We start from the raw sequence: 24447 nt of genomic DNA, 5'->3' as shown, positions 1-24447 counted from the left end.
CCCCCGCTCGCCCCCGCTCGCCCCTGTGCCCCCGCAGGCCCCGCACCCCGCTCACCCCTGCGCCCCGGCCCGCCCGGGGGTGCACCGCCGCGCCTTGCCCAGCCTCTGCGCAACCGGCGACATGTGACACAGCACTCGATGAGGAGCGCCCGTGACCCCCCAGCCCATGCCGTCCCCCCAGTCCGGCGAACCGTCCCCGCAGTCCGCCGGAGCCCCGTCCGCCGACGCCCCGGCCGACGCCCCGCAGTCCGCCGCCCCGCGCGACCTGGTGGTCGCGCTCAGCCCCTTCGAGGAGCCGCAGCCCCGGATCGTGATCGCCGCCGAGCGGGCGGGCAGCCTCGGGCTGCTCGACCTCGGCCGGGATCCCGAGACCGCGCGGGCCGCCTTCGCGGAGCTCGCCCGGCGGCTCGGCCCCGGGCGGCGCTACGGCGTACGGGTGCCCGCCGGCTGCCCGCTCGGGCCGGAGCAGCTGCCCTCCGAGGTGGACACGGTGCTGCTGGCCGACGCCGCCGAGCACACCCCGGAGCGGGTGGCCGACTGGGCGGCGGCGCCCGGGCGGCCCCGGGTCTGGGCCGAGGCCACCGGCCTGGCGGAGGCCCGGGCCGCGGTGGCAGCCGGGGCCCGGGCGGTCGTCGCCAAGGGGCACGAGGGCGGTGGCCGGGTGGGCGGGGCCACCACCTTCGTCCTGCTCCAGCAACTGCTCGCCGGCCCCGGCATCGGCGTGCCCATCGTGGCCTGCGGCGGGATCGGCCCGCATACGGCGGCCGCGGCCGTCGCGGGCGGAGCCTCGGGCGTGCTGGTCGACGTACAACTGGCCCTCACGCCGGAGGGCGAGGCCGGGCTGCCTGCCGAAGTGGCGGCGGCCGTACGGGCGATGGACGGCTCGGAGACCCGGCTGGTCGACGGTCACCGGGTGTACGCGCGGCCCGACCTGCCCTCGCCGCAGGGGCCGGCCGCTCCCCTGCTCGGAGCCCGGGACCTGCGGACGCAGCTGCTGCCCGTAGGCCAGGACGGGGCCGCAGCGGCCCGGCTGGCCGCGCGCCACCGCACCACGGGCGGTGTCCTGCGGGCCGTCCGGGGGGCCGTCACCGGGCATCTGGCGGCCGCGGCGCGGGTGCGGCCGCTCATGGCGGCCCGGCCCGTCGTCCAGGGGCCGATGACCCGGGTCAGCGACCAGGCGGCCTTCGCGGAGGCCGTGGCCGCCGCGGGCGGGGTCCCGTACCTGGCGCTGGCGGTCATGGAGGGGCCGGACGTACGCCGGCTGCTGGACCGGACCGCCGAGCGGCTCGGGGACCGGCCCTGGGGCGTGGGCCTGCTCGGCTTCGCCCCGCCCGAGCTGCGGCGGGAGCAGCTGGCGGCCGTGGCCGAGACCCGGCCGCCGTACGCGATCATCGCCGGCGGCACCCCGGCGCAGGCGGCCCCGCTGGAGGCCGCCGGGACGCTGACCCATCTGCACGTGCCCTCGCCGGGCCTCCTGGAGCGGTATCTCGCCGAGGGGGCACGGCGGTTCGTGTTCGAGGGGCTGGAGTGCGGCGGCCATGTCGGGCCGCGCGCCTCGTTCCCGCTGTGGGAGGAGCAGATCGAGCGACTGCTCGGCTGCACCGAACCGGCCGCCCTGGACGTGCTGTTCGCCGGTGGGATCCACGACGAGCGCTCAGCGGCGATGGCGGTCGCGGCCGCCGCCCCGCTGGCCGAGCGGGGCGCCCGGATCGGCGTACTGATGGGCACGGCCTACCTGTTCACCGAGGAGGCCGTGGTGGCGGGCGCGGTCATGCCCCGGTTCCAGCGGGCGGCGGTGGAGTGCGCGGACACCGTGCTGCTGCACACCGCGCCCGGCCATGCCACGCGCTGCGCCGACACGCCGTACGCCCGCACCTTCGAGGAGACCCGGCAGCGGCTCGCGCAGGGCGGCACCGAGCCGCGCGAGATGTGGGAGGAGCTGGAGCGGCTGAACCTGGGGCGACTGCGGATCGCCAGCAAAGGGCTGCGCCGGGGCGATGCGTCGGAGTTGGAGGCCGTCGACGAGGAACGGCAGTACGCGGACGGGTTGTTCATGCTGGGGCAGGCCGCCACGCTGCGCAGCGGGACCACGACGGTCGCCGCCCTGCACGCCCAGGTGACCGAGGGAGCGACGGAGTTGCTGGAGCGGCGGGCCCTGGAGATCGCCGCTTCGGCCGCCGGGGAGCAGGTTCCCGGTGGTGGGCCCGATCCGCTCGACATCGCCATCGTCGGGATGGCCTGCGCCTATCCGGGCGCGCCCGACCTCGCCGCGTACTGGGCGCAGATCCTGGCCGGCCGGGACGCGGTGACGGAGGTTCCGGCGGAGCGCTGGGACCCGGCGCTCTACTACGACGCCGATCAGGCGCGGGGCGGTGAGCGCACCCCCTCGCGGTGGGGCGGATTCCTGGACCCGGTGCCCTTCGACGCCCTCGCGCACGGGATCCCGCCGTCCTCGCTGGCCGGGATCGAGCCGGTGCAGCTGCTGGCCCTGGAGATCTCGGCGCGGGCCCTGCGGGACGCCGGCTACGGAAAGGACCGGGAGTTCGACCGCTCGCGGACCTCGGTGGTCTTCGGGGCGGAAGCCGGTACGGAGCTGGCGGGCGCGTACGGGCTGCGGGCGCTGCACCCCGCCTACCTCGGCGAACTCCCGCCCGCCCTGGACGAGCAGCTCCCCCGGCTGACCGAGGACTCCTTCCCCGGGATCCTCGCCAACGTGATCGCGGGCCGCGTGGCCAACCGGCTCGACCTCGGCGGCGCGAACTGCACGGTCGACGCGGCCTGCGCCTCGTCGCTGGCCGCGCTGGACCTGGCCTGCCGCCAACTGCGCGACCGGGACAGCGACATGGTGCTGTGCGGGGGCGCCGACGTGCACAACGGGATCAACGACTACCTGCTGTTCGCCTCGGTGCGCGCCCTGTCGCCGGGCGGGCGCTGCCGTCCCTTCGACGCCGCGGCCGACGGGATCGCGCTCGGCGAGGGGGTGGGCGCGCTGGTGCTGAAGCGGCTCGCGGACGCGGAGCGGGACGGCGACCGGGTGTACGCGGTGATCAAGGCGGTCGGGGCTTCGAGCGACGGCCGCTCCCTCGGGCTCACCGCGCCGCGGCCCGAGGGGCAGCGGAGGGCCTTGGAGCGGGCCTATGCGCGGGCGGGTGTCTCGCCGGGCGAGGTGGGGCTGGTCGAGGCCCACGGCACGGGCACGGTGGTCGGTGACAGTACCGAACTGGGCGTACTGAGCGAGGTGTTCACCGCGGCCGGGGCGGGGGTGGGCTCGTGTGCGCTGGGTTCGGTCAAATCGCAGCTCGGGCACACGAAGTGCGCGGCGGGTCTGGCCGGGCTGATCAAGGCGGCCCGGGCGGTGCATGCGGGGGTCCGGCCGCCGACGCTCCACATCGACCAGCCGAATCCGGCCTGGCAGGCCGAGACCAGCCCCTTCGTCTTCGACACCGAGGCCCGGCCGTGGGCGGTGCCGGTGGAGCGGCGGATCGCGGGGGTCAGTGCGTTCGGCTTCGGCGGAACCAACTACCACGCGGTGCTGGCCGGTTACGCGGGGGCCGAGGAGCCGGAGCAGGGTCGGGAGGACTGGCCCGCCGAGCTGTTCTGCTTCCGCGGCGAGGACCGGCGGGCGGCGGGGCGGGCGATGGCCCGGCTCGCGGCGCGGCTGGAGGAGAACGACGCGGCGGGGCGTCCCTGGCCGCTGCGGGACCTGGCCGCGGAGGCGTGCGCGGGCGAGGGGCCGGTGCGGGTGGCGGTCGTGGCCGCCGACCTGGACGAGCTGGCGGCCCGGCTGGAGCGCGCCCGGGGGTTCACCGCGGGTGACGGGGTCCACGTACGGGAGGAGTCCGCGGATCCGCGGCAGGTGGCGTTCCTCTTCCCCGGGCAGGGCAGTCAACGGGCCGGCATGCTGGGCGGGTTGTACGTGGCCTTCCCCGGACTGCGGGGCCTGCTGGACGCGGCTCCGCGGGCGGTGGTCTCGGCCGTGTTCCCGCCGGCGGCGTTCACGGCCGAGGCGCGGGCCGCACAGCGGGCCGCGGTCACGGACACCCGGGTCGCCCAGCCTGCCCTCGGGCTGGCGGGTGCGGCGGCGCATCTGCTGCTGGGGCGGCTCGGCGTACGGCCGGACTGCGTGGCGGGGCACTCGTACGGGGAGCTCACCGCGCTGTGGGCGGCGGGGGTGTACGACACGGAGAGCCTGCTGCGGCTGAGCGCGAGGCGGGCGGAGGAGATCCTGGCGGCCGCCGGGGACGACCCGGGGTCGATGGCCGCGGTATCGGCCGCGCCGGAGGAGGTCCGGGAGATCGCGGAGCGGGCCGGGTGCGTGGTGGCGAATCACAACGCGCCGCGGCAGTGCGCGATCTCGGGCGCGACCGCGGCCGTCGCTGCGGCCGTGGAATCGCTGCGTGCGGCGGGAATCTCGGCGCAGCCCCTGCCGGTGGCCTGCGCGTTCCACAGTCCGGTGGTCGCGGAGGCGACGGCCGGGCTGGCAACCGAGCTGGCCGGGACGGCGGTTGCCGAAGCCTCCGTCCCGGTCTGGTCGAACACGACGGCGGCTCCCTACCCGCCGGACGCGGATGCCGTACGCGTTCTCCTGTCCCGGCAGGTCGCGGAGCCGGTCCGGTTCGTGGAGCAGGTGGAGGCCATGTACGCGGCCGGGGTCCGGACGTTCGTGGAGGCGGGGCCGGGCAAGGTCCTGTCCGGGTTGGTGGGCCGGATCCTGGCCGACCGGCCGCACACGGTGGTCCCGCTGGACGTGCCGGGCGAGCACGGGCTGGCCCGGCTGGTCACGGCCCTGGCCGAACTGGCCGCCGCCGGCGTCCCGATCATCCCGGAGCCGCTGTTCCGCGGCCGCACGACCCGCCTCCCGGACCGCGCCCCGCGCCGCCCCGGCTGGCTGGTGGACGGCCACCTGGTCCGTACTGCCGCCGGAACCCCGATCCCGGGCGGCCTCCAGCCCCCGCGCCGCATCGAGGCACCCGTACCGCCCTCGGCGGCGGTGCCCGGCCCGTCGTGGCCCACGGCGCCCGGGTTGCAGGCGACGCCCGGCGCTTCGAGTCCCCTTCCGGCGCCAGCGCCTGATCCCGCGTGGTACGCGGCTCCCGCGCCCGGCACGGCGCACGCGGCGCCCGACCGACGGCAGGAGGCCGTGCTGGAGTACCTGCGCGGCTCCCGCGAGCTGATCGAGGCCCAACGGGCCGTCCTGCTCGGCTATTTGGGGACCGACCCGACTCCCGCCGGAGCACCGTCCCGCGTCGGCGACACGGCAGACCCGACAGTCACGGCCGGGCCGGCGGAAATGGCCGGACCAGCGGCTGCCCAGGCGTGGCCGGGCCCCGCAGGAGTCGGCATGAACGGGCATGCGCAGGCAGGCACGGCCTGGCCCGAAGGACTGGCGAACCAGCCGGGGCCGGCAGGCGCAGCGGGGGCGCAGGCTTGGCCCGGCACCTGGGAACTGGCGAACGGGCACGGGCCGGCCGGTCCGGCGGGCGCCGAGCGAGTCGACGCGGGCGGCTTCGGGTCGGCAGGGCTCGGCGGGGCGGACGCGGCGGAGCACGCCGGCGGTCTGGCCACTGCCGGAGACCGCGATCCTCGGGACCACGTCGGGGCGGGGTCTGCCGAGGAGGTGATGGACGCCGTACTGGAGATCGTCCATACCCGGACCGGATACCCGCGGGACATGCTCGACCCCGAGCTGGACCTGGAGGCGGACCTCTCGATCGACTCCATCAAGCGGGTCGAGATCATCGGAGCCCTCGCCGACCGGATCGGGCTCCCCACCGACCCCGGCGGTTCCGCCGAGTCGGCGGTCGAGGAGCTGTCCCGGATCAAGACCCTGCGCGGCATCGTCGACCGGGTCACCGCCCACGCCTCCACCCAGACAGCGGCCGCGGGCGGGCCGGCACCGGCCCCGGCAGCGGCTCCGGCTGCGGCCCCGACAGCGGCGGCAGCCGGACCGGCACCGGCCGGGCCGCTCCGGCGGATGCGGGTCGATGTGGAGCCGGTGGCGGCGGCCGGTGGGGATCCGGGCGCCCTGCAGGGGCTGCGGATCGGGGTCGTCGAGGACGGGCAGGGCGTGGCTCTCGCGCTCTGCGGGGCACTGGAGGCGCACGGGGCCCGGGCGGAGGTGCTGGCCGAGGCCGACGCCGGGTTCGACGGCATCGTCGACCTGTCCGCGCTGCGGGCCGGCCAGGAGGCCGTGCTCCCCGGCGCCTTCCCCGGGTACAAGCGCGCCCTCACCGGCGGTGTCCGCCGGCTGATCCTCGGCTCCACCCCCGGCAGCGGACTGCACGGCTTCGCCCGCAGCGCCGCCCTGGAGTTCCCCGGCACCCTCGTCCGCGCCGTTGACCTGCATCCCAAGGAAGACCCCGGGCGGATCGCCGCCCAGTTGCTCGCCGAGCTGTCCGACCGGGGCGAAGGGCTCGCCTCCGTCGGGTACACCGCCGAGGGCCTGCGGGTCACCCGCCGCCCGGTACCGGCACCACTCCCCGTATCCGCCGGGACGCTCGGCGGGAGCCCCCTCGGGCCCGGGTCGGTCGTACTCCTCACCGGTGGGGCCCGGGGGATCACGGCCCGGACGGCGGTCGCGCTGGCCCGGGCCACCGGGTGTCACGTCGAGTTGGTCGGGCGGACCCCCGAACCGGTCGGCCAGGACGACGAGTTCGTCCATGCCGGTGACCGGGTGGCGCTGCGCGCCGCCCTCATCGGCAGCGGGCTTCGCACCCCCGCCGAGATCGAGGCCGCGGCCTCGCGGATCCTGGCCGAGCGGGAAGTACGCGCCACGCTGGCCGCCCTCGCCGGCGCCGCCGCATCCGTCCGGTACCACTGCACCGACGTCACCGACGCGCACGCCGTACGGGCCGTCGTGGCCGACGTACGGGCCCGGCACGGCCGGCTCGACGGCATCGTGCACGGCGCCGGGACCCTGCGCGACGGGCTGCTCTGCGACAAGGAACCGGCCGTGTTCACCGAGGTGTTCAGCACCAAGGTGGCCGGCGCCCGCCACCTGGCCGCCGCGGCCGCCGAGTACGGCAGCACGCCCGCCCCGGCTTTCCTGGCCCTCTTCGGCAGCGTCTCCGGGGTGTACGGCAACCGCGGCCAGACCGACTACGCCGCCGCCAACGACGCCCTCGACGGACTCGCCCTCTCCTGGGCCGAGACCTTCCCGGGCCGGGTCCTGTCCGTCGACTGGGGTCCCTGGGCGGCCGAGGCGGGCGGGATGGTCACCCTCGAGCTGGAGCGCGCGTACGCCCGGCGCGGCATCCCGCTCATCTCCCCCGAGGCCGGGACCGGCGCGTTCCTCGCCGAACTCGCGCACGGCGGCGATGTACAGGTGGTCCTGATGGCCGAGGAGGACGCGGACCATGAGTGAGTCGGCGCGACGCGGCCCCCGGCCGACCGACGCCGCCATCGTCGGGATGGGCGCCGTCTTCCCCGGCGCCGCCGACCTGGCGGCCTACCGGCGCAATCTGCTCGCCGGTACGGACTCCATCTCCGAGGTGCCGCCCGGGCGTTGGGACCCGAAGGTGTACTACGACCCGCAGGGCGCCACCGGAGCCGTGCGCGGGGACCGCTTCTACTGCCGGCGCGGCGGCTTCGTCGACGGGCTGGCGGCCTTCGACCCGACCCGATTCGGGATCATGCCGACCGCGGTGGAGGGGGCCGAGCCGGACCAGATGCTGGCCCTGCACGCCACGGCCGAGGCGATCGCCGACGCGGGCGGCGAGGACCGGCTGCCGGCCGACCGCTCCCGGATCGGGGTGGTGCTGGGGCGCGGCGGGTTCATGGGGGTGGCGACCGCCCGCCTCGACCAGCGGGTGCGCACTGCCCACCAGTTGGCCCAGACCTTGCGGGAGCTCGCTCCGGAGCTGGGTGAGCGGCGGATCTCCGAGGTGCGGTCCGCCTTCCAGGACGCCCTGGGTCCCGAGCGGCCGGACGCCTCGATCGGGCTGGTGCCGAGCTTCACGGCCGCCCGTACGGCCAACCGGCTGGACTTCCGCGGCCCCGCCTACACCCTGGACGCGGCTTGCGCCTCCTCGCTCCTGGCAGTGGACCAGGCGGTGGGGCTGCTGGCGGGCGGGCGGTGCGACGCGGTGGTCGCGGGGGCGGTCCACCACTGCCACATCGCCACGCTGTGGAGCGTGTTCACGCAGCTGCGGGCGCTGAGCCCGAGCGAGCGGATCCGGCCCTTCGACCGGCGGGCCGACGGAACCCTGCTCTCCGAGGGCACGGGCGTGGTGCTGCTGAAGCGGCTGGCGGACGCGGAACGGGACGGCGACCGGATCTACGCCGTGATCCGCGGTACCGCGGTGGCCGGGGACGGCCGGGCGGCCAGTCTGATGAGCCCGCTGGTCGCCGGCCAGGTACGGGCGCTGGAGCGGGCTTGGCAGGAGGCCGGGCTGGATCCGCGGGCCCCGGGCGCGCTGGGGCTGCTGGAAGCGCACGGCACCGGCACACCGGTCGGGGACGCGGCCGAACTGGACACGCTGGCCCGGGTGTTCGGCCCGCCCGAGACCGCGGGTCCCGGCGTCGGCTTCGGTTCGGTGAAGTCCATGGTGGGGCACACCATGCAGGCCTCGGGCATGGCCGGGCTGATCAAGGCGGCGCTCGCCGTGTACGAGGGGGTGCTGCCGCCGACCCTGCACCTGGAGGAGCCGCACGCGGACCTGGCCCGGACCCGGATGCGGCCGGTGACGACGGCGGAGCCGTGGGAGCGCGGGCCGCAGCCGCGCCGGGCGGGGGTCAACGCCTTCGGCTTCGGCGGGATCAACGCGCACGCGGTGCTGGAGGAGGCCCCCGGTTCCACCGCACCGGCGCCGCCCGTACGCCGCTTCCTGCCCCTGGGGCCCGCGGGCCGGCCGGTGGCAGGGGCCGGGACCGGTGCGCGGGAGGACGTACTGCTGCTCGGCGCGGACAGTCCGGCGGAGCTGGCGGACCTGCTGGCCGCCGGGTCGGCGTCCGCGGGCGAGGGGCCGTGCCGGCTGGCCGTGCTCGGGCCCACCCCGCAGCGTCTCGCGCTCGCCGCGAAGGCGGTGGAGCGCGGCCGGGCCTGGCGGGGGCGGGGGGACGTGTGGTTCACCCCGGAGCCGCTGGGCGGCGCGACGGCGTTCCTGTTCCCCGGCCTGGAGCCGGAGTTCGCTCCGGTGCTGGACGATGTCGCGGACCGGATGGGGCTGGAGCGGCCGCGGCTCGGCCGGGGCGCCGAGCTGATGGAACGGGCGCTGGACGCCCTCGCGACGGGCCGGTTCTTCGCGCGGGTACTGCCGGAACTCGGAGTGTCGGCCGATGTGTTGGCCGGGCACAGTCTCGGCGAGTGGGCCGCGATGGTGGCCGGGGGGATGTACCCGCGGGACGCGGCCGACTCCTTCCTCGACTCGCTGCGGCCGGGCTCGCTGAAGGTCCCGGACCTCGTGTACGCGGCGCTGGGCTGCGGGGCGCGCAGGGCCGAGGCCGCACTGCACGGCCTGGACGGGGTGGTGGTCAGCCACGACAACTGCCCGCACCAGTCGGTGGTGTGCGGGGATCCGGCCCAGATCGCGCAGGTCCTGGAGCGGCTGCGGCCGGAGGGGGTGCTCGGGCAGGAACTGCCGTTCCGGTCGGGATTCCACACGCCGATGTGGGAGCCGTACCTGGGGCAGGTCCGGGCGGCGTTCGCCCGGCTCCCGCTGCGCCGGGGTGATCTGCCGGTGTGGTCGGCGACGACGTGTGCGCCGTTCCCTGACGAGCCGTCCGAGGTACGGGAGTTGGTGGTACGGCACCTGCTGGAACCGGTCCGCTTCCGGGAGTTGACGCTCCGGCTGTACGAGGAGGCGGGGGTCCGAACGTTCGTGGCGATGGGGCCGGGCAGCCTGCCGGGATTCGTGGAGGACACCCTGCGGGACCGCGCCCACCTCTCGGTGGCCACGTCCTCCCCGCGCCTGTCGGGACTGGCCGCCCTCCGGCGCACCTGCGCCGCGCTGTGGACCGAGGGCCACGCCCCGCACTGGGACCGTCTCCGGGATCCGGCCCCCGCCGCCCGCCCGGCCGTACGGGGCCGACCCGTCCCCCTCGACCTGGGCTCCCCGCTGGTCCACCTCCCCGAGGACACCCGAACCCGCCTGGGCATCCTCACCGGCACACCTCAGCCGGCGCCTTCGGCGGAGGCGGGGCGGCCGGAGTTGCTGTCCGCGCTGGACACGGTGCACGACGACCCGCGCCCGGGAGCGGTATCCGGATCCGGCGGGGGGCGCGGGGGTTCGGGGAGGGCTGCGGGGCAACACCGGCTCCGGGTGTCGCTCGACGCCCTGCCCTACGTACGCGACCACTGCGTGTACCTGCAGCCCGACGGCTGGCCGGAGGATTCCGACCGGTTCCCCGTCGTGCCCATGACGACCATGCTGGAGCTGGCCGCCGACGCGGCCCGCCGGCACGCCCCGCCGGGCGCCGCCGTCCTCGGCTACGACGACGTACGGGCCATGCGGTGGCTCCCCGCCGCCCCCGCCCTCGACGTCGAGGTCGGCGTCCGCGCCGAAGGCCCCGGACGGATCCGGATCGGGCTTGGCCCGTACGCCTCCGTCGTCGTCCTGCTCGGCCCGGGCCACACGCAGCCACCCGCGCCCGACCCCGCACCGCTGCGCGACCCGCGCCCCGCCCCCGTCAGCGCCGAGGCCCTGTACCGGGACCGGTGGATGTTCCACGGGCCCCGCTTCGCCGGAGTCCACGAGGTCCGGTCCGTCGGCTCGGACGGCATCCACGGGGTCCTGCGCGCGCTCCCCGATCCGGGGGCGCTGCTCGACGCCGCCGGGCAGCTCTTCGGGCACTGGATGCAACTCCGGCTCCCCGTCGACCGGTTGGTGTTCCCCGCCACCGTCGACCGGATCCGGTTCTACGGGCCTCCGCCCCCGCCGCACGCCCTGGTCTCGGCCACGGCACGGATCCGGGAGGTCCGCGATGTCACCGTCCGCGGTGATCTCGAACTCCTCGACGGCGCCGGCCGGTTGTGGGCCCGGATCGAGGGCTGGACGTACCGCCGCTTCGGCGCGGACGAGCGGGTGTGGCCGATGAAGTTCACCCCCGAGGTGTGCGGGATCGGCGAGCCTCAGCCCGCCGGCTGGTGCCTGGCCCGGCGGCGGTGGACGGATCCCGCCTCGCAGGAGCTGGTGATGCGCCGCTACCTCGGCGCCGCCGAGCGCGCGGCGTACGAGCGGCTGACGCCGCGCGCCCGGGCGCCCTGGCTGCTGGGCCGCATCGCCGCCAAGGACGCACTGCGGCAGCTGCTCTGGGACGGCGGCGCCGGTCCGGTGTTCCCGGTGGAGGTCCCGGTCGGCAACGACCCGGCAGGCCGGCCCGTCCCCGAGGGCGCCTCGTCCCGCGGCTTCCGGCTGTCGATCGCGCACAAGGACCGGGTGGCCGTGGCCCTCGCCCACCCGTCCCACCCCGTCGGCATCGACGTGGAGCCGGTGACCTCCGATCCCGACGCGCTGATCCGGGTCGCGCTCACCCCGGCCGAGCTGCTCCTCGCCGAGGACCTGGCCGCCCGCGAGGGCACCGGGCTGCCGGCCGCGCTCACCGCCCTGTGGTGCGCGAAGGAGGCCGTCGCCAAGGCCTGTGGCACCGGGCTCGGCGGCCGGCCGCGGGACTGGCGGGTCACGGAGGACCCCGGCTCGGGCGGGCTGCGCGTGCTGTCGCCCGAGGGGCAGCCGTACCCGGTCCGTACCGCCTCCCTGCCCCCGTCCGAGGCCGAGAGCACGACCGGCACCGGCTCCGGCCCCGGCCCCGGCTCCGGCCCCGGCTCCGGCGAGTACCTCGTCGCCTGGACCGCCCACCCCGCGGCCCCCTCCCCCGTCCCCTTCCACCTCACGGAGACCAGCCATGGCCACCACCACTGACGTCCTCGCCGAGATCACCGGCATGCTCGTGGAGATCCTCGGCGACGAGTTCCTTCTCGCGGAGGAGGTCACCATGAGTACGAGCTTCAACGAGGATCTCGCCCTGGAGAGCATCGAGTTCGTCGCCCTCGCCGAGCTGCTGCACGAGCGCTACGGGTCCGAGGTGGACCTGATGGGCTTCCTCGCCGAGAAGGACATGGACGCGATCCTCGCCATGTCGGTCGGCGAACTCGTCACCCACATCGGCCGGATCACCCACGCCTCCCTGGCCCGTACGTCGTCCGCGACGCCGGCCCCGCCGATGACGGCCCCTGCTGCGGCGGCCTCCGCGCCGACGGCCGGCTGAGCCCGCCATGGCCTTCGTCCCCGCGGGATCTCTGCGCTTCCACGTCCAGCGGCTCCCGGCCACCGCCGAGGCCGCCGGTCCCGACCGTCCCGTAGTCGTCTTCCTGCACGGGCTGGTCGTGGACAACCTGTCCTCCTTCTACTGCCCCCTGGCCGTCCCGGTGGCCAGGGCGGGCCACGAGGCCGTCCTCTACGACCTCCGCGGCCACGGCCGCACCGAGCGCCCGGCCACCGGCTACGACAGCCGCACCGCCGTACGGGATCTGGTTTCGCTGCTCGGCGCGCTGGGCCTCGGGCACCGCCCGGTGCACCTCGTCGGCAACAGCTACGGCGGCACGCTGGCCCTGCACGCGGCCCTCGCCCGCCCGGATCTCGTCGCCGGACTGACCCTGCTCGAACCCCCGCTCAGCGGGGCCTGGGTGGAGAACATGGTGGACACCCTGTCGGCGGCCGCGCTCAGTCTGGAGGACAGCCCGGTCCCCGCCGAGCTGCTCACACTGCGGCTGCGCAAGGCCGCCAACCTCACCTCGATCGCCGACGAACTGCTGAACCGGACCAGCCTGATCGACGACATCGCGGCGAGCCGCACCTTCACGGCCGCCGACTTCGCCCGGCTGGACTGCCCGACGCTGATCGTCTGCGGCGAGCACTCGGAACTGGTTCCGGGGGCGGTGGAGTTGGCCCGTCATGCGCCCCGCGCCACGATCGAGATCCTGCCCGGCCTCGGCCACGACGTACTGAAGGAGAGCAGCGGGGTCCTACGGGAGACCGTGCTCGCCCATCTGGAAGCGACGGCGGCGGGAGCGGTGCGCGGGGCACGCGCCCCGCGGGCGGGAGCGCTGGTCCGATGAGGGTGCTGTTCACGGTCCCGCCGCTGGCGGGGCACGTCAACCCGACGGTGGCGGTCGGCGCCGAACTGGCCGCCCGGGGGCACGAGGTGGCCTGGACCGGGCCGGCCGGGGCGCTGGCCCGGCTGCTGCCCGCGCACGCCCGCATCCTGCCGGCCGGGGACGAGGCGGGCGGCGGCTACGCGGCGCTGCACGAGCGCTGGCGCGATCTGCGCGGGGTCGGGGCGCTGCGCTTCCTGTGGGAGGAGGCGCTGGTGCCGCTGGGCCTGGCGATGGTGGCCGGGGTGACGCAGGCCGTGCGGTCCTTCGAGCCGGATCTGCTGGTCGCCGACCAGCAGGCGCTGGCCGGCCCGGTGGTCGCCCGCCGGCTGGGGATCCCCTGGGCCACCTCGGCCAGTACGTCGGCCGAACTGACCCGCCCCTTCGCCGATTTCCCCAAGGTCGGGGAGTGGGTCTCCTGCCAGATCTCCGGTTTCCTCTCGGCCTGCGGGATGCCGGACGCGGATTGGGACCCCCGGTTCTCCGAGCGGCTGGTGATCGTCTTCTCGACTCCCGAACTCGTCGGCATCGGTGAGGAGTTCCCAGTCCATCACGCCTTCGTCGGACCCGCCTTCGGGGCCAGGCCGGCCGCCCCGCACTTTCCGTGGCGGCGGCTCGATCCGGAGCGGCGGCGGGTACTGGTCTCGCTGGGCACCCTCAACCAGGAGGCCGGCGGGCGGTTCTACGCCACCGTCCTGAAGGCGGCCGAACGTCTGGTGGACGACGTGCAGTTGGTGCTGGCCGCGCCCGCCTCGCTCGTCGGGCCGGTACCGCGCAACGTACTGGTCCAGGAGCGGGTGCCGCAGCTGGAGCTGCTGCCGCATCTGGACGCCGTGGTCAGCCACGGCGGGCACAACACCGTCTGCGAGGCGCTCGCGTACGGGCTGCCGCTGGTGGTCGCGCCGATCCGCGACGACCAGCCGATCGTGGCCCGGCAGGTCGTCGAGGCGGGGGCGGGGGTGCGGGTGCGCTTCGGCAGGACCCGGGCCGAGGAACTGTGTGGTGCGCTCACGGCCGTGCTGGACGATCCCGGCCATCGCCGGGCCGCCCGGCGGATCCAGGCCTCCTTCGCCGCGGCCGGCGGGGCCACCGCCGCGGCCGACCGGTTGGAGAAGCTCTCATGACACCTCCCCCCTTCCACCGGGTCCGATGGACCTCCGCGCTGGCCCTGGCCGCGCTCGGCGCGGGTACGGTGCGCGCCCGGCGTCGGCTGCGGGCGATCCCCGTACTGCCCGCACCCCCGTCCGCGGCGGACGGGCTGCCGCGTGCCGCGGGGTGGCGGCTGCTCACCGCGCGCGGGGTCGAGGTCAATCCGGCCACGTTCCTGGCCGCCTGCGCGCACGCCGACCGGGAGGGCCTGCGGGTGCTGGACCTGCTGCCGGCCGACCTCGCCGCCGAGCGGGTACTGGGGCTGCTGCGGCTGGTCGACCCGGCCGGATACCGGGAGGACCGGCTCGCGGAGGGGCGCGGGGCGGGGTACGCGGTGCTCGTCGCCGAGGAGGTCCTGGCGAGGGCCGGGGTGGATCTGGGCGGGACCGGTCTGGGTGGGACCGGTCTGGGCGGGACCGGTCTGGGCGGGACCGGTCTCGGCCCGAGCGGTCCGGGCGCGAACGGCGCGGAGCCGGGCCGGGCGGAGCTGCTCTGGCCGTGTCCGGAAGGCTCGGGCCTGGAGGCCGCCGGCCGGGAGCCCGCCGATCTCCTGGCGCTGACCCGTCGTTTGAAGGAGTACGCCGCCGACTCCACGGGCCTGGCCATCGCCCCCGCGCTGTCCGTCGGCCGGGTCGGCGATCCGGTGGGGGCGGTTCGGGCGGCCGAGCTGCGGGCCCAGGGGCTCCCGCCGGGGGTGCTGGCCGCCGCGCAGCTCGCCGGGCTGGGGCTGCTGGCCGGGCTCGCCGGGCGCCAGGGCCGGTGGGGTGCGGCCGCGGCCGGGCTGTACTGGCTGCAGCCGTACCTGGTGCTCGGGGGGCCGGGCGCCTCGCTGCGTCCCGCCGACCTCCCCGGGGCCACCGCCGCCCGGCCGGCGCGTTCCCTCGGCGCCGCTGTACGTACGGCCGCCGCCGTCCTCCGTACGCCCGCCGACGCCGACGCCGACTCCGAATCCGGCGCCGACACCGACACCGCCCGCGCGGCCGCCTACCGGGCCGAACTCGCCTTCGGCACCGACCGGTTCCTCGAACCGCGGCGGACGAGCTGTCCCTGGTGCGGCTCCCGGGAGCTCTTCGTCCGCGTCCGGGTGCCCGATCTCCTCCAGGGCAAGCCCGGCCGGTTCACCCTGGAACAGTGCGCGGACTGCCGTCACGTCTTCCAGAACCCCCGACTGACCCTGGACGGACTGGAGTTCTACTACCGGGACTTCTACGACGGGCGCGGCGGGGAGGGCGCCGGGACGGTCTTCGGACGGCTCGGTGACTCGTACCGCAAGCGCGCCGAGATGCTCCGCCCCCACACGGCGGACGCCCCAGCCTCCTGGCTCGACGTCGGGACCGGGCACGGCCACTTCTGCAACGCGGCGCGGGCCGTCTGGCCGGACACCCGCTTCGACGGGCTGGACATGGGCGACGGCGTCGGCGAGGCAGAGCGGCGCGGCTGGGTGGAGACCGGGTTCCAGGGCCAGTTCCCGGAGTTCGCGGAGAAACTGGCCGGCCGGTACGAGGTGGTCAGCATGTACCACTATCTGGAGCACACCCGGGATCCGCTCACCGAGCTGGACACCGCGGCCGCCGTCCTCGCCCCCGGCGGGTTCCTGGCGATCGAGCTGCCCGACCCCGAGTCGCGGATGGCACGGCTGCTGGGATCCGCGTGGCTGCCGTGGTTCCAGCCGCAGCACCAGCACCTGATCCCGGCGTCGAACCTGCGCGAGGCGCTGGCCGACCGCGGGTTCACCGTCCTGGCAGAGGAGCACGGCGCCGCCCACCAGGGCAACGACTTCTTCGGCGCGGTGGCCCTGACCACCACCCGGCTGGCACCGGACCCGGACCGCCCGTGGGCTCCCCCGGCCACGCGCCGCGGGCGGGCGCTGGCGCATGCCGTACGGGCGGCAGCGCTGCCCTGCTTCGCGGGTGCGGCGGCGCTCGACGCGCTGCGGACGACCATGGCCCGGCGGACGGACGGCGGGAACGCCTACCGGCTGCTGGCCCGCAGGGACGACCGGCTGCCGACGGCGGTCGGGGAGGACCGGTGACGGCGGCCCGGACCGGCGCCACGCCCGCCGGCTCCGTCCCGGTGGGGCGCGTCCCCGTCGGCCCCGTCCCCGTCGACCCCGTCCCCGTCGGCCCCGTGCCGCCGGATCTGGCGCGCCGGGCCACCGCCGATCCGCTCTTCCGGCTCGTCGCCTACGCCCTGGAGGCCGCGCACGGCCGGCCGCCGACCGCCGTCTGGAGCGCCCCGTACGCCTTCCACCTGGGCTCGCCCGGGCTGGTCGCGGCAGCCGGCTGGCCGGTGGCGGCTGCCGCCGCGCCGCGTACGGACGGGCTGGTGCGGCTCAGCTCCCTCGGGCACCCCGCCGACAGCTGCGATCTGCCGCTGACCCCGGACGGGCCGCCGCCCGCCGCCCCCGCCTGGGCCGTCCGCCCGTACGCACTGCTGCGGGCGCTGGCCCGCGCCGGGTACGGGCGCGGCGGGACCGACCTGCACCTCCAGGGCTCGCTCACGGAAGCCGCCGGGCTGGCCACGGCGGAGCCCGCCGACTGTGCGACGGCGCTCGCGGTGGCCGACGTACACACCCCGGCCACCGACGCGGAACCGGACCGGGACGGGCTGGCCCGGCTGCTGGCGCGGGCGCTGCCGGACGGCGACGACGCGCTGCGCAGGGCGGTGCTGTTCGCCCGGCCCGGCCAGGCCCTGCTGCCGGACACCGGGGAGGAGCGGCGTCACATCGCCTTCGATCCGGCCGCTTCGGGGACGCGGCTGGTGCTCCTCGCCGTCCGGGGCGACCCCGCGGACCGGGCGGCCGAGCTGGCCCGGGCGGTGTCCTGCGCCCGCCGGGCCGGGGCGCTGAGCGCGTGGCCGCCCGGGCGGCGGCCGGGGCGGAGCGTGCTGGTGCTGCTGCCCGTGTCACGCCTGACGGCGGTACGGGCCGCGGTGGCGGAGGACTTCCGCGGCCGGGGCCGGCCGGTACCGCGCTTCCTGAACATCGCCGTGGCCGGTGCGGCCCGGCGGGAGGAATGAACCACCCACGAGGAATGAACGCCCACACCGAGGAGGAACCGCTCATGCCCTCACCCATGGCCGCCACGAGACGCAGGGCCGGCCGGTCCGCGCTCGTGGCCGCACTCGGCACGCTCTGCCTGCTGGGCGCGTTCACCGCGGCCAACTCGCAGGCGGCCGAGACGGATTCGGCGGCCTCGCGAACACCTGCGGTCGCGGCAGCCCTGCCGACCTACGACCACGTGGTGGTCGTCGTCTACGAGAACAAGCAGTACGGCGAGATCATCGGCAGCGCGAACGCCCCGTACGTCAACCAGCTCGCGAACGGCGGCGCCGGCCTGACCGGCATGAAGGCGCTGACCCACCCCAGCCAGCCGAACTACTTCAACCTGTTCTCCGGCGCCACCCAGGGCATCACCGGGGACGGCTGCTACACCCCGCAGTCGATGAGCGCGGCCAACCTCGGCCAGGAGCTGATCGCGGCCGGGAAGACCTTCGCGACGTACAACGAGGACCTGCCGGCCGAGGGGTCCACCGCCTGCACCAACGGCCAGTACGCGCAGAAGCACAACCCGTGGTTCGCCTTCAAGAACGTACCGCTGAATACGGGCAAAACCTGGACACAATTCCCGCAGAACAACTTCGCGGCACTGCCGAACCTGTCCTTCGTCGTCCCGAACCAGTGCAACGACATGCACTCGTGCTCGGTGAACACGGGCGACACGTGGACGAAGAACAACATCGACGCGTACGCGCAGTGGGCGAAGGCCAACAACAGCCTGCTGGTCCTGACGTGGGACGAGGACAACTACCTCGGCTCCAACCAGATCGCCACCGTGTTCTACGGGGCGAAGGTGAAGACCGGCAAGTACGCCACCGCCTTCAACCACCACCACCTGCTGCGCACCTTCGAGGACCTTTTCGGTACGGCGACGCACGCGGGCAACGCGGCGAACGTGCAGCCGATCACGGAGGTCTTCGACGGCTCCACGACCCCGACCCCGACCCCGACCCCCACGCCCACGCCCACGCCGACTCCCACCCCCACCCCGACTCCCGGTGACCTGAAGCTGACCAACCCCGGCCCCCAGACCTGCAAGTTCAACCAGACCTGCACCATCCAACTCACCGCCACCGGCGGCAAACCCGCCCTCCGCTACACCGCCACCGGACTCCCCCTCGGCCTCACCATCGACACCAACACCGGCCGCATCACCGGCAAACCCTGGGCCACCGGAACCCTCCAAATCACCGCAACCGCCACCGACACCACCACAGCAACCGCCACCACCACCTTCCCCCTCACCATCAACTGGTTCTGATCACCAGCAGGGGGCGGGCGCACACCGCCCGCCCCCTGAGCCCCGCTTGGTTCCATGCGAAACAGTGACATGCATCACCACGGGACAACTGATCACGGAAGCATTACGTCCGTTCACTCGTCCCCGACATGTCGATATTTGTCCCACTCGAATCGACATTCCCCTCTTCGCCCGACATGGGTGTCTCGCGCAAGGGCAGCGCCTGCGGCAACTCGCCACGTCACAGCCATGTCTGATGGTGGGTCCCGATCTCACACGGCCGGCCGACCACCCGGTCAGCACGACTGTCCGCCCTTTTCAAGCCCGGCGCCCGGCTCTGCCCCGCGGCCCGGCGGCGAGACTTGCCAGCCCGTTCCGGGGCTTCTAAGAATGGCGGCCCGGCCCCCGCGCTCCAGCAGCTCAGGCGCAGGACGCATCGCAGAAACCACGTGAGGTCACGCATGCACAAGCACCGCAAGAAGACGCACTACAAGAAAATAACCATCGCCGCCGTCACCCTGGGCCTCGTGGGCATACCCACGGCCGCCATGGCTTGCCTGCACACCAATGGGGCAAATGAGGCGAAGGCCGGCGGCAGGCACGGCATGCGCCCCTCTCACACCGCGCCCTCCCCCACCGAGTCGATCGAGACCCTGGCGGAGCCGACGGACGCCCCGGTCCCGGTCGAGACGGCGACGGCCACGCCGGCCGCGCAGACCACGCAGGCCCCGGAGCCGACTCAGCCGGCCGCCGAGCCGACGCAGCAGCCCCCCGCCGCGAAGCCCGCGCGCCCGGCCCCCGCGAAGCCCGCGGCTCCGCCGACCGCGCAGCAGCCGACCACCCCGACCGGTACGGCCTCCGGCCCGGCGGCCGAGGTGGTGGCCCTCGTGAACAAGGAGCGCGCCAAGGTCGGCTGCTCGGCGCTCACCGTCAATCCGAAGCTGACGGCCGCCGCACTGAACCACAGCCAGGACATGGCCGCCCACTCCAACATGTCGCACACCGGCTCCGACGGTTCGGACCCGGGAGAGCGCATCACCCGCAGCGGCTTCAGCTGGATGACGTACGGCGAGAACGTCGCGTACGGCTACAGCACGCCCGAGCAGGTCATGACCGGCTGGATGAACAGCCCCGGGCACCGCGAGAACATCCTCAACTGTGCCTTCAAGGAGATCGGCGTCGGCCTCGCGCAGCCGAACTCCTACTGGACGCAGGACTTCGGCACGGCCCGCTGACGGCTCCCGCCGGCTCCTCCCGCTACGGAAGGGGCCGGCGACCTCGTCCCGGTGCCCCGCTCGTTACTGGCCCACCCTGCCGTCGACGCACTCGCGCAACAGGTCGGCCTGCCCGCAGTGCCGGGCGTACTCCTCGATCCGGTGCACCAGCAGCTCCCGTATCGCGATCCCCTCCTTACCCACCCGAGCACCAGGATCCGGGTGCTCGGCCAGCGCGGCGTCGGTCGCTGCCTGCTCGCGCTCCAGATCGGCGTAGGCGGCGTCGACCACGGCCTGCTCGGCGACGGCTCCGTGGAAGTCCGCGTCCTTCGGGCCGTAGAGCTTCGGCACCGGTTCGCCGTCGGTGATCCAGTTCCGCCAGTCCCGTTCCACCTCGGCGAGGTGCCGCAGCAGGCCGAGCAGCGACATCGTGGAGGGCGGAACCGACCGGCGGGCCAGCTGCTCCGCGTCCAGACCCTCGCACTTCATCCGCAGGGTCAGGCGGTAGTTCGCGAGGAAGTCCTGCAGCGTCGCGAGCTCGCCGTCCGGACTGTTCTCGTTGTTGCGGGGATCCTCGTCCGGGTCGGCCCACATGTCGGGGTAGACGGTTGCCTCGGTCCATCGCGCGGGTTGATCGCTCATGCGGCGCATGTTCGTACGCAACGGCCCGAGTTCGCCACCGAATTCACCTGCCGGGTCAGGGCGCGGGCGTCAGCGACGCCGCCTCCCAGACGAACCCGTCCGGGTCCGCGAAGGCCCCGGCGTCGCCGCCGAGCACGAGCCGGTGCGATCCCGTGCCGTCGGCCGGGACGCCGAGCTCCTTGGCGAGGGCGCGGCGCCCGTACAGCGCCGGCTTGACCCCGCCCGTCGGGGCCTGGAACTGGACGTACTTGCTGCCGAAGCTCTTCTCGACGGGGAGTCCGCGGCCGACGTAGAACCGCTTGCTCGCGGTCACGTCCGCGCATCCCAGCAGCAGCACCATCTCGTCGAACTGCAGCGGGGCCGGGCCGCTGTCCTTCTTCTCCGACGTGGCGACCTTCCAGATCGTCCCGTCCGGTGCCTGTACGACGCCGCCGTAGCCCCAGAAGGACTTGGCGGCGGGCTTCAGCGACGTGGCACCGGCGTCGAGGGCGGCGCCGATGAAGCCGTTGACGACGGACGGCTGGGACACGGTGAGCGAGAGCGCGAACCCGCGGAAGCCGGTCGTCGGTGCCTGCGAGGCGCGCAGGCGGACCTGGCCGCCCAGACCGAAGGCGGTGTAGAAGCGGTCGGCGGCCGTGGGGTCGGCCACCTCAAGGGTGACGGATGCGATGGAGTTCATGTCCTTCACGCTAGTTGCGGCGGGGCGGCCGGTGCTTCTCGATTCCTGACCGGTCCGCAGGCGCCCGGCGGTACACCGACCAGCTCGGTGAAGCGGGTGCCGAAGGTGCCCGGCGAAGACCAGCCGACCGCGGAGCGGACCTCCGTGACGCCGAGGTCGCCCCGGCGCAGCAGTACGGTGGCACGCTCGATGCGGCGCGTCATCAGATAGCCGTACGGCGACTGCCCGTACGCGAGCCGGAACTCCCGGCTGAGGCGCCCGGCCGCCATGCCGGCGCCGCGCGCGAGCGCCTCGACGTCCAGCGGCCGCGCGTACTCCCGGTCGATCCGGTCGCGGACGCGGCGCAGCCGGGCGAAATCCTTCAGGCGCTGCGCCTCGGTGAGTGCGCGCCCCCACGCGGGATTGCACATACGGGAACCCCCCTCTGCTCGGTGGCGGCGCGGCTCAGCGGAGTTCTTGGATGCGGATCAGGTTGCCCGCGGGGTCGCGGAAGGCGCAGTCGCGGATGCCGTACGGCTGCTCGGTCGGTTCCTGGACGACCTCGGCGTCGCCTGCCTGGACCTTCTCGAAGGTGGCGTCGAGGTCCCGGGTGGCCAGCAGGATCCAGCCGTACGTGCCCTTGGCCATCATCTCGACGATGGTGCGGCGCTCGTCGTCGGTGATGCCGGGGTCGGCGGCCGGCGGCGCCAGCAGGATGGAGGTGCCGGGCTGGCCGACGGGGCCGACGGTGATCCAGCGCATCTTGCCCTGCCCGACGTCGCTGCGGACCTCGAACCCGAGGGTGTCGCGGTAGAAGGCCAGCGCGGCCTCCGGGTCGTCGTGCGGCAGGAAGCTCGTGTGAATAGTGATGTCCATGACCAACACGGTAGTTGGGGGGCGACGCCCCGCGCTTCTCCGTTCCTGATCCGTCCGCCGGTCACTTTCCGACTGTGTTCATCAGGATGATCGCCGCGAGGTCGGCGAGGATGACGAAGAGGATGCCGAAGATCGTGATCCAGGCCCGGCGTGATTCGTCCATGCGTTTCAGTCAAGCCCCACGGCTCCGGAGCGGCAACCAGAGTGGCTCCGGGGCGGGGTTTGTATCCGCCGCGTATCAGGGAGCGCTTGGTTGTCCATCGGAGCGGGAGGCCGGGTCGGCGAGGCCCTCGCCACGCCCGCCACCTGCCGTATCGTTCCTTTCGGGTCGCCCCCCACCCCCGCCCGTCCGCCCCACAGGAGTCCTCCCCGTGTCCTCGTCCGCCCACTCCCCGGCCTCTGCGCGCCCCGTGCGCGTCTTGCTGGTGGAGGACGACGAGCTGATGCGCCGCTCCTTCACGGTCGCCCTCGAACGCTACGGCTACCGGGTGAGGGCCGCGGCCGACGGGCTCGCGGGGCTGGAGCTCTTCCGTGACGGCGACGGCGACCGCGACAACGGCAGCGACGGCGACGGCGACGGCGACGGCGACGGCGACAACGGCTTCGACCTGCTCATTCTTGACGTGATGCTGCCCGGCCTGGACGGCATCGGCCTGTGCCGCAGGGTCCGGGAAACCAGCCTGGTGCCGATCCTGATGATGTCCGCCCGCGGCGACGGGCTCGACATCGTCGCCGGTCTGGAGGCCGGGGCCGACGACTACGTCGTCAAGCCCGTGGACACCTACGTACTCGTGGCCCGCATCCGCTCGCTGCTGCGCCGGGCGACGTACGCACCCTCGGCCGCGGAAGCCGGGCGCACCGCCGGCGAGGAGCCGGTCCCGTCCGAGGGGGACCTGCTGGTCTTCGGGGACCTGGCCCTCGACACCGCCGGCCTGGAGGTCTTCGTCTCCGGAAGCCCGGTGGCCCTGACCCCGACCGAGCTGAAACTGCTGCTGGAGTTCGCCGCCCACCCGGGCGTCGTACTGGAGCGGCACACCCTGCTGCGCAACGTCTGGGAGTACGGCTGGGACGGCGACAGCCGGGTCGTGGACCTGTGCGTGCAGCGGCTGCGCCGGAAGCTCGGCCGGGACCGGATCGAGACGGTCCGCGGCTTCGGCTACAAGCTCAGGCGCTGAGACCGTGCGCCCGTACCGCCACCTCCCCCGGCCGGACCGCGTCTCCCTGCGCTGGAAGATCGCCGCGCTGGCCGCGGCCACCGCCTGCCTCGTCGCGGCGGCCGTCGGGGTGCTCGTCCACCTGTGGACCGCGAGCGACATCCGCAGCCGGGCCGAGATGCGGGCGTTCAACGGCGTGTACGCGGCCATGGCGACCTACCGGCGCACCGGGACGCTGGTGGACGGTGCCGAGCTCGATCCCGCCGAGCTGCCCCTCGTACTGGGCCACCCGGCCGACGGCGACCGGCACACGGCCTACGACGGCCACGTGGACAACAACGTCGGGCCGCGCGTCTGGGCCGCCCAGCGGGTCGGCGGACCGGGCAGCCCGGTGCTGGCCGTCCAGGTCGGCATGAACTCGGAGCTCCACGACCTGCGCCGGCTCGACATGAGCATGGCGGTGGCCTCCCTGGTCTCGCTCGCGGCCGCCGTGCCGCTGGCGGCCTACGGGGCCGGGCTGCTGGGCCGCCGGCTGCGCCGGGTCTCCGAGACCGCCGGCCGGATCTCCGCCGGTGACCTGGACGCCCGTACCGGGCCCACCAAGGGCGGCGACGAGGTGGCCGACATCGCCGCCACCGTCGACCTCATGGCCGACAGCCTCGGCCGGCGGCTGCGGACCGAGCGACAGTTCACGGCGGACGTGGCCCACGAGCTGCGCACCCCGGTCGGCGGCCTGCTCGCCGCCACCGATCTGCTGCCGCCCGGCGAGACGGAGGACCTGGTCAGGGGCCGCGTACGCGATCTGCGCGGTCTGGTCGAGGACCTGCTGGAGATCTCCCGGCTGGACGCGGGCGCCGAGCACCCGGTCCGCGCCCGTGTGCCGCTCGGCGCGGTCGTCCGCGAGGCCGTGGCGCGCACCGGATTCGACGCGCCGGTCACCGTGACCGAACCTCCCGGTACGGCGGCTGCCGCGAACGAGGAGACCGTCGAAACCGTCGAAACCGATCCGCGCCGCCTGGAACGGATCGTCGGCAACCTCGTCGTCAACGCCCACCGGCACGGCGCGACCCCGGTCGAGGTCACCGTCGAGGGCCGTACCGTCGTCGTACGCGACCACGGCCCCGGCTTCCCTCCCGACCTGCTGCGCGACGGTCCGCGCCGCTTCCACACGGGCGCGGCGGAGCGCGGATCGGGCCACGGCCTGGGCCTGACCATCGCCCTGGGCCAGGCCCGGGTCCTCGGCGCCGAGCTGCGCCTGGACAACGCCCCGGACGGCGGCGCCGTGGCCACCCTGCACCTGCCGCCGTCCTGACGGGCCCGCCCCGCCCCTCTACGCAACTGATACGAAGCGACGCGGACGCCGATA

General features: G+C 75.0%; 15 protein-coding genes. 11 read left to right on the top strand and 4 right to left on the bottom strand.

All coding sequences use genetic code 11. From position 1 onward, the window contains the following. The first annotated feature begins 151 nt into the window (after positions 1-151). The 9 genes from OG509_RS36235 (at position 152) to OG509_RS36195 (ending at position 19772) form a co-directional block, all read left to right on the top strand. Positions 152-7363, top strand: coding sequence for an SDR family NAD(P)-dependent oxidoreductase (locus OG509_RS36235; RefSeq protein WP_406186811.1), 7212 nt, complete (start codon positions 152-154; stop codon positions 7361-7363). After that, complete coding sequence (locus OG509_RS36230) at positions 7356-11858, top strand: beta-ketoacyl synthase N-terminal-like domain-containing protein (RefSeq protein ID WP_406186809.1); 4503 nt, start codon at positions 7356-7358, stop codon at positions 11856-11858. The genes OG509_RS36235 and OG509_RS36230 overlap by 8 nt, the downstream gene beginning before the upstream one ends. Beyond that, positions 11842-12204 carry an acyl carrier protein gene (locus tag OG509_RS36225; RefSeq protein ID WP_406186808.1) on the top strand — a complete coding sequence of 121 codons (363 nt, stop codon included), beginning with the start codon at positions 11842-11844 and terminating at the stop codon, positions 12202-12204. Before OG509_RS36230 ends, OG509_RS36225 begins: the two co-directional genes overlap by 17 nt. A gap of 7 nt (positions 12205-12211) precedes the next feature. Beyond that, the gene (locus tag OG509_RS36220; RefSeq protein WP_406186807.1) at positions 12212-13054 is read left to right on the top strand and encodes an alpha/beta fold hydrolase; all 843 of its coding nucleotides are present in this window, start codon (positions 12212-12214) and stop codon (positions 13052-13054) included. Next, the gene (locus OG509_RS36215; protein WP_406186806.1) at positions 13051-14214 is read left to right on the top strand and encodes a glycosyltransferase; all 1164 of its coding nucleotides are present in this window, start codon (positions 13051-13053) and stop codon (positions 14212-14214) included. Before OG509_RS36220 ends, OG509_RS36215 begins: the two co-directional genes overlap by 4 nt. Then, a complete protein-coding gene (locus OG509_RS36210) occupies positions 14211-16271 on the top strand; it encodes a methyltransferase domain-containing protein (protein WP_406186805.1) in 2061 nt (686 codons plus the stop codon). The genes OG509_RS36215 and OG509_RS36210 overlap by 4 nt, the downstream gene beginning before the upstream one ends. Then, entirely contained in the window at positions 16268-17257 is a 990-nt protein-coding gene (locus OG509_RS36205; RefSeq protein WP_406186804.1) for a galactokinase, read from the top strand. The genes OG509_RS36210 and OG509_RS36205 overlap by 4 nt, the downstream gene beginning before the upstream one ends. Positions 17258-17301: 44 nt before the next feature. Continuing rightward, positions 17302-18558, top strand: a complete 1257-nt coding sequence (locus OG509_RS36200) for an alkaline phosphatase family protein (protein WP_406186803.1) — start codon at positions 17302-17304, stop codon at positions 18556-18558. Between the two features lie 440 nt (positions 18559-18998). Next, a complete protein-coding gene (locus OG509_RS36195; protein ID WP_406186802.1) occupies positions 18999-19772 on the top strand; it encodes a CAP domain-containing protein in 774 nt (257 codons plus the stop codon). A gap of 63 nt (positions 19773-19835) precedes the next feature. On the opposite strand, the gene OG509_RS36190 is transcribed toward OG509_RS36195, so the two are convergent. From OG509_RS36190 to OG509_RS36175, 4 genes are read right to left on the bottom strand one after another with little or no spacing between them, the layout of a single operon-like run. Beyond that, positions 19836-20402 (bottom strand): DinB family protein, encoded by a 567-nt coding sequence (locus OG509_RS36190; RefSeq protein ID WP_406186801.1) that lies wholly within the window; start codon positions 20400-20402, stop codon positions 19836-19838. Positions 20403-20448: 46 nt separating this feature from the next. Continuing rightward, a complete protein-coding gene (locus OG509_RS36185) occupies positions 20449-21072 on the bottom strand; it encodes a glyoxalase (protein WP_406186800.1) in 624 nt (207 codons plus the stop codon). A 5-nt stretch (positions 21073-21077) separates the two neighbouring features. Further along, complete coding sequence (locus tag OG509_RS36180) at positions 21078-21482, bottom strand: helix-turn-helix transcriptional regulator (RefSeq protein ID WP_406186799.1); 405 nt, start codon at positions 21480-21482, stop codon at positions 21078-21080. A gap of 34 nt (positions 21483-21516) precedes the next feature. Next, positions 21517-21927, bottom strand: coding sequence for a VOC family protein (locus OG509_RS36175; RefSeq protein WP_406186798.1), 411 nt, complete (start codon positions 21925-21927; stop codon positions 21517-21519). A gap of 371 nt (positions 21928-22298) precedes the next feature. Here OG509_RS36175 and OG509_RS36170 point away from each other — a divergent pair, with 371 nt between their 5' ends. Together OG509_RS36170 and OG509_RS36165 are read left to right on the top strand one after the other, a co-directional pair. Then, positions 22299-23102 (top strand): response regulator transcription factor, encoded by an 804-nt coding sequence (locus OG509_RS36170; RefSeq protein ID WP_406186797.1) that lies wholly within the window; start codon positions 22299-22301, stop codon positions 23100-23102. 4 nt (positions 23103-23106) lie between these two features. Then, positions 23107-24393: a sensor histidine kinase gene (locus tag OG509_RS36165; protein WP_406186796.1), complete on the top strand. Its 1287-nt coding sequence runs from the start codon at positions 23107-23109 to the stop codon at positions 24391-24393. Positions 24394-24447 lie beyond the last annotated feature (54 nt).

The sequence above is a fragment of the Streptomyces sp. NBC_01006 genome, assembly GCF_045162725.1.
GTDB lineage: Bacteria > Actinomycetota > Actinomycetes > Streptomycetales > Streptomycetaceae > Streptomyces.
This window is presented reverse-complemented; position numbering and strand designations above follow the sequence as displayed.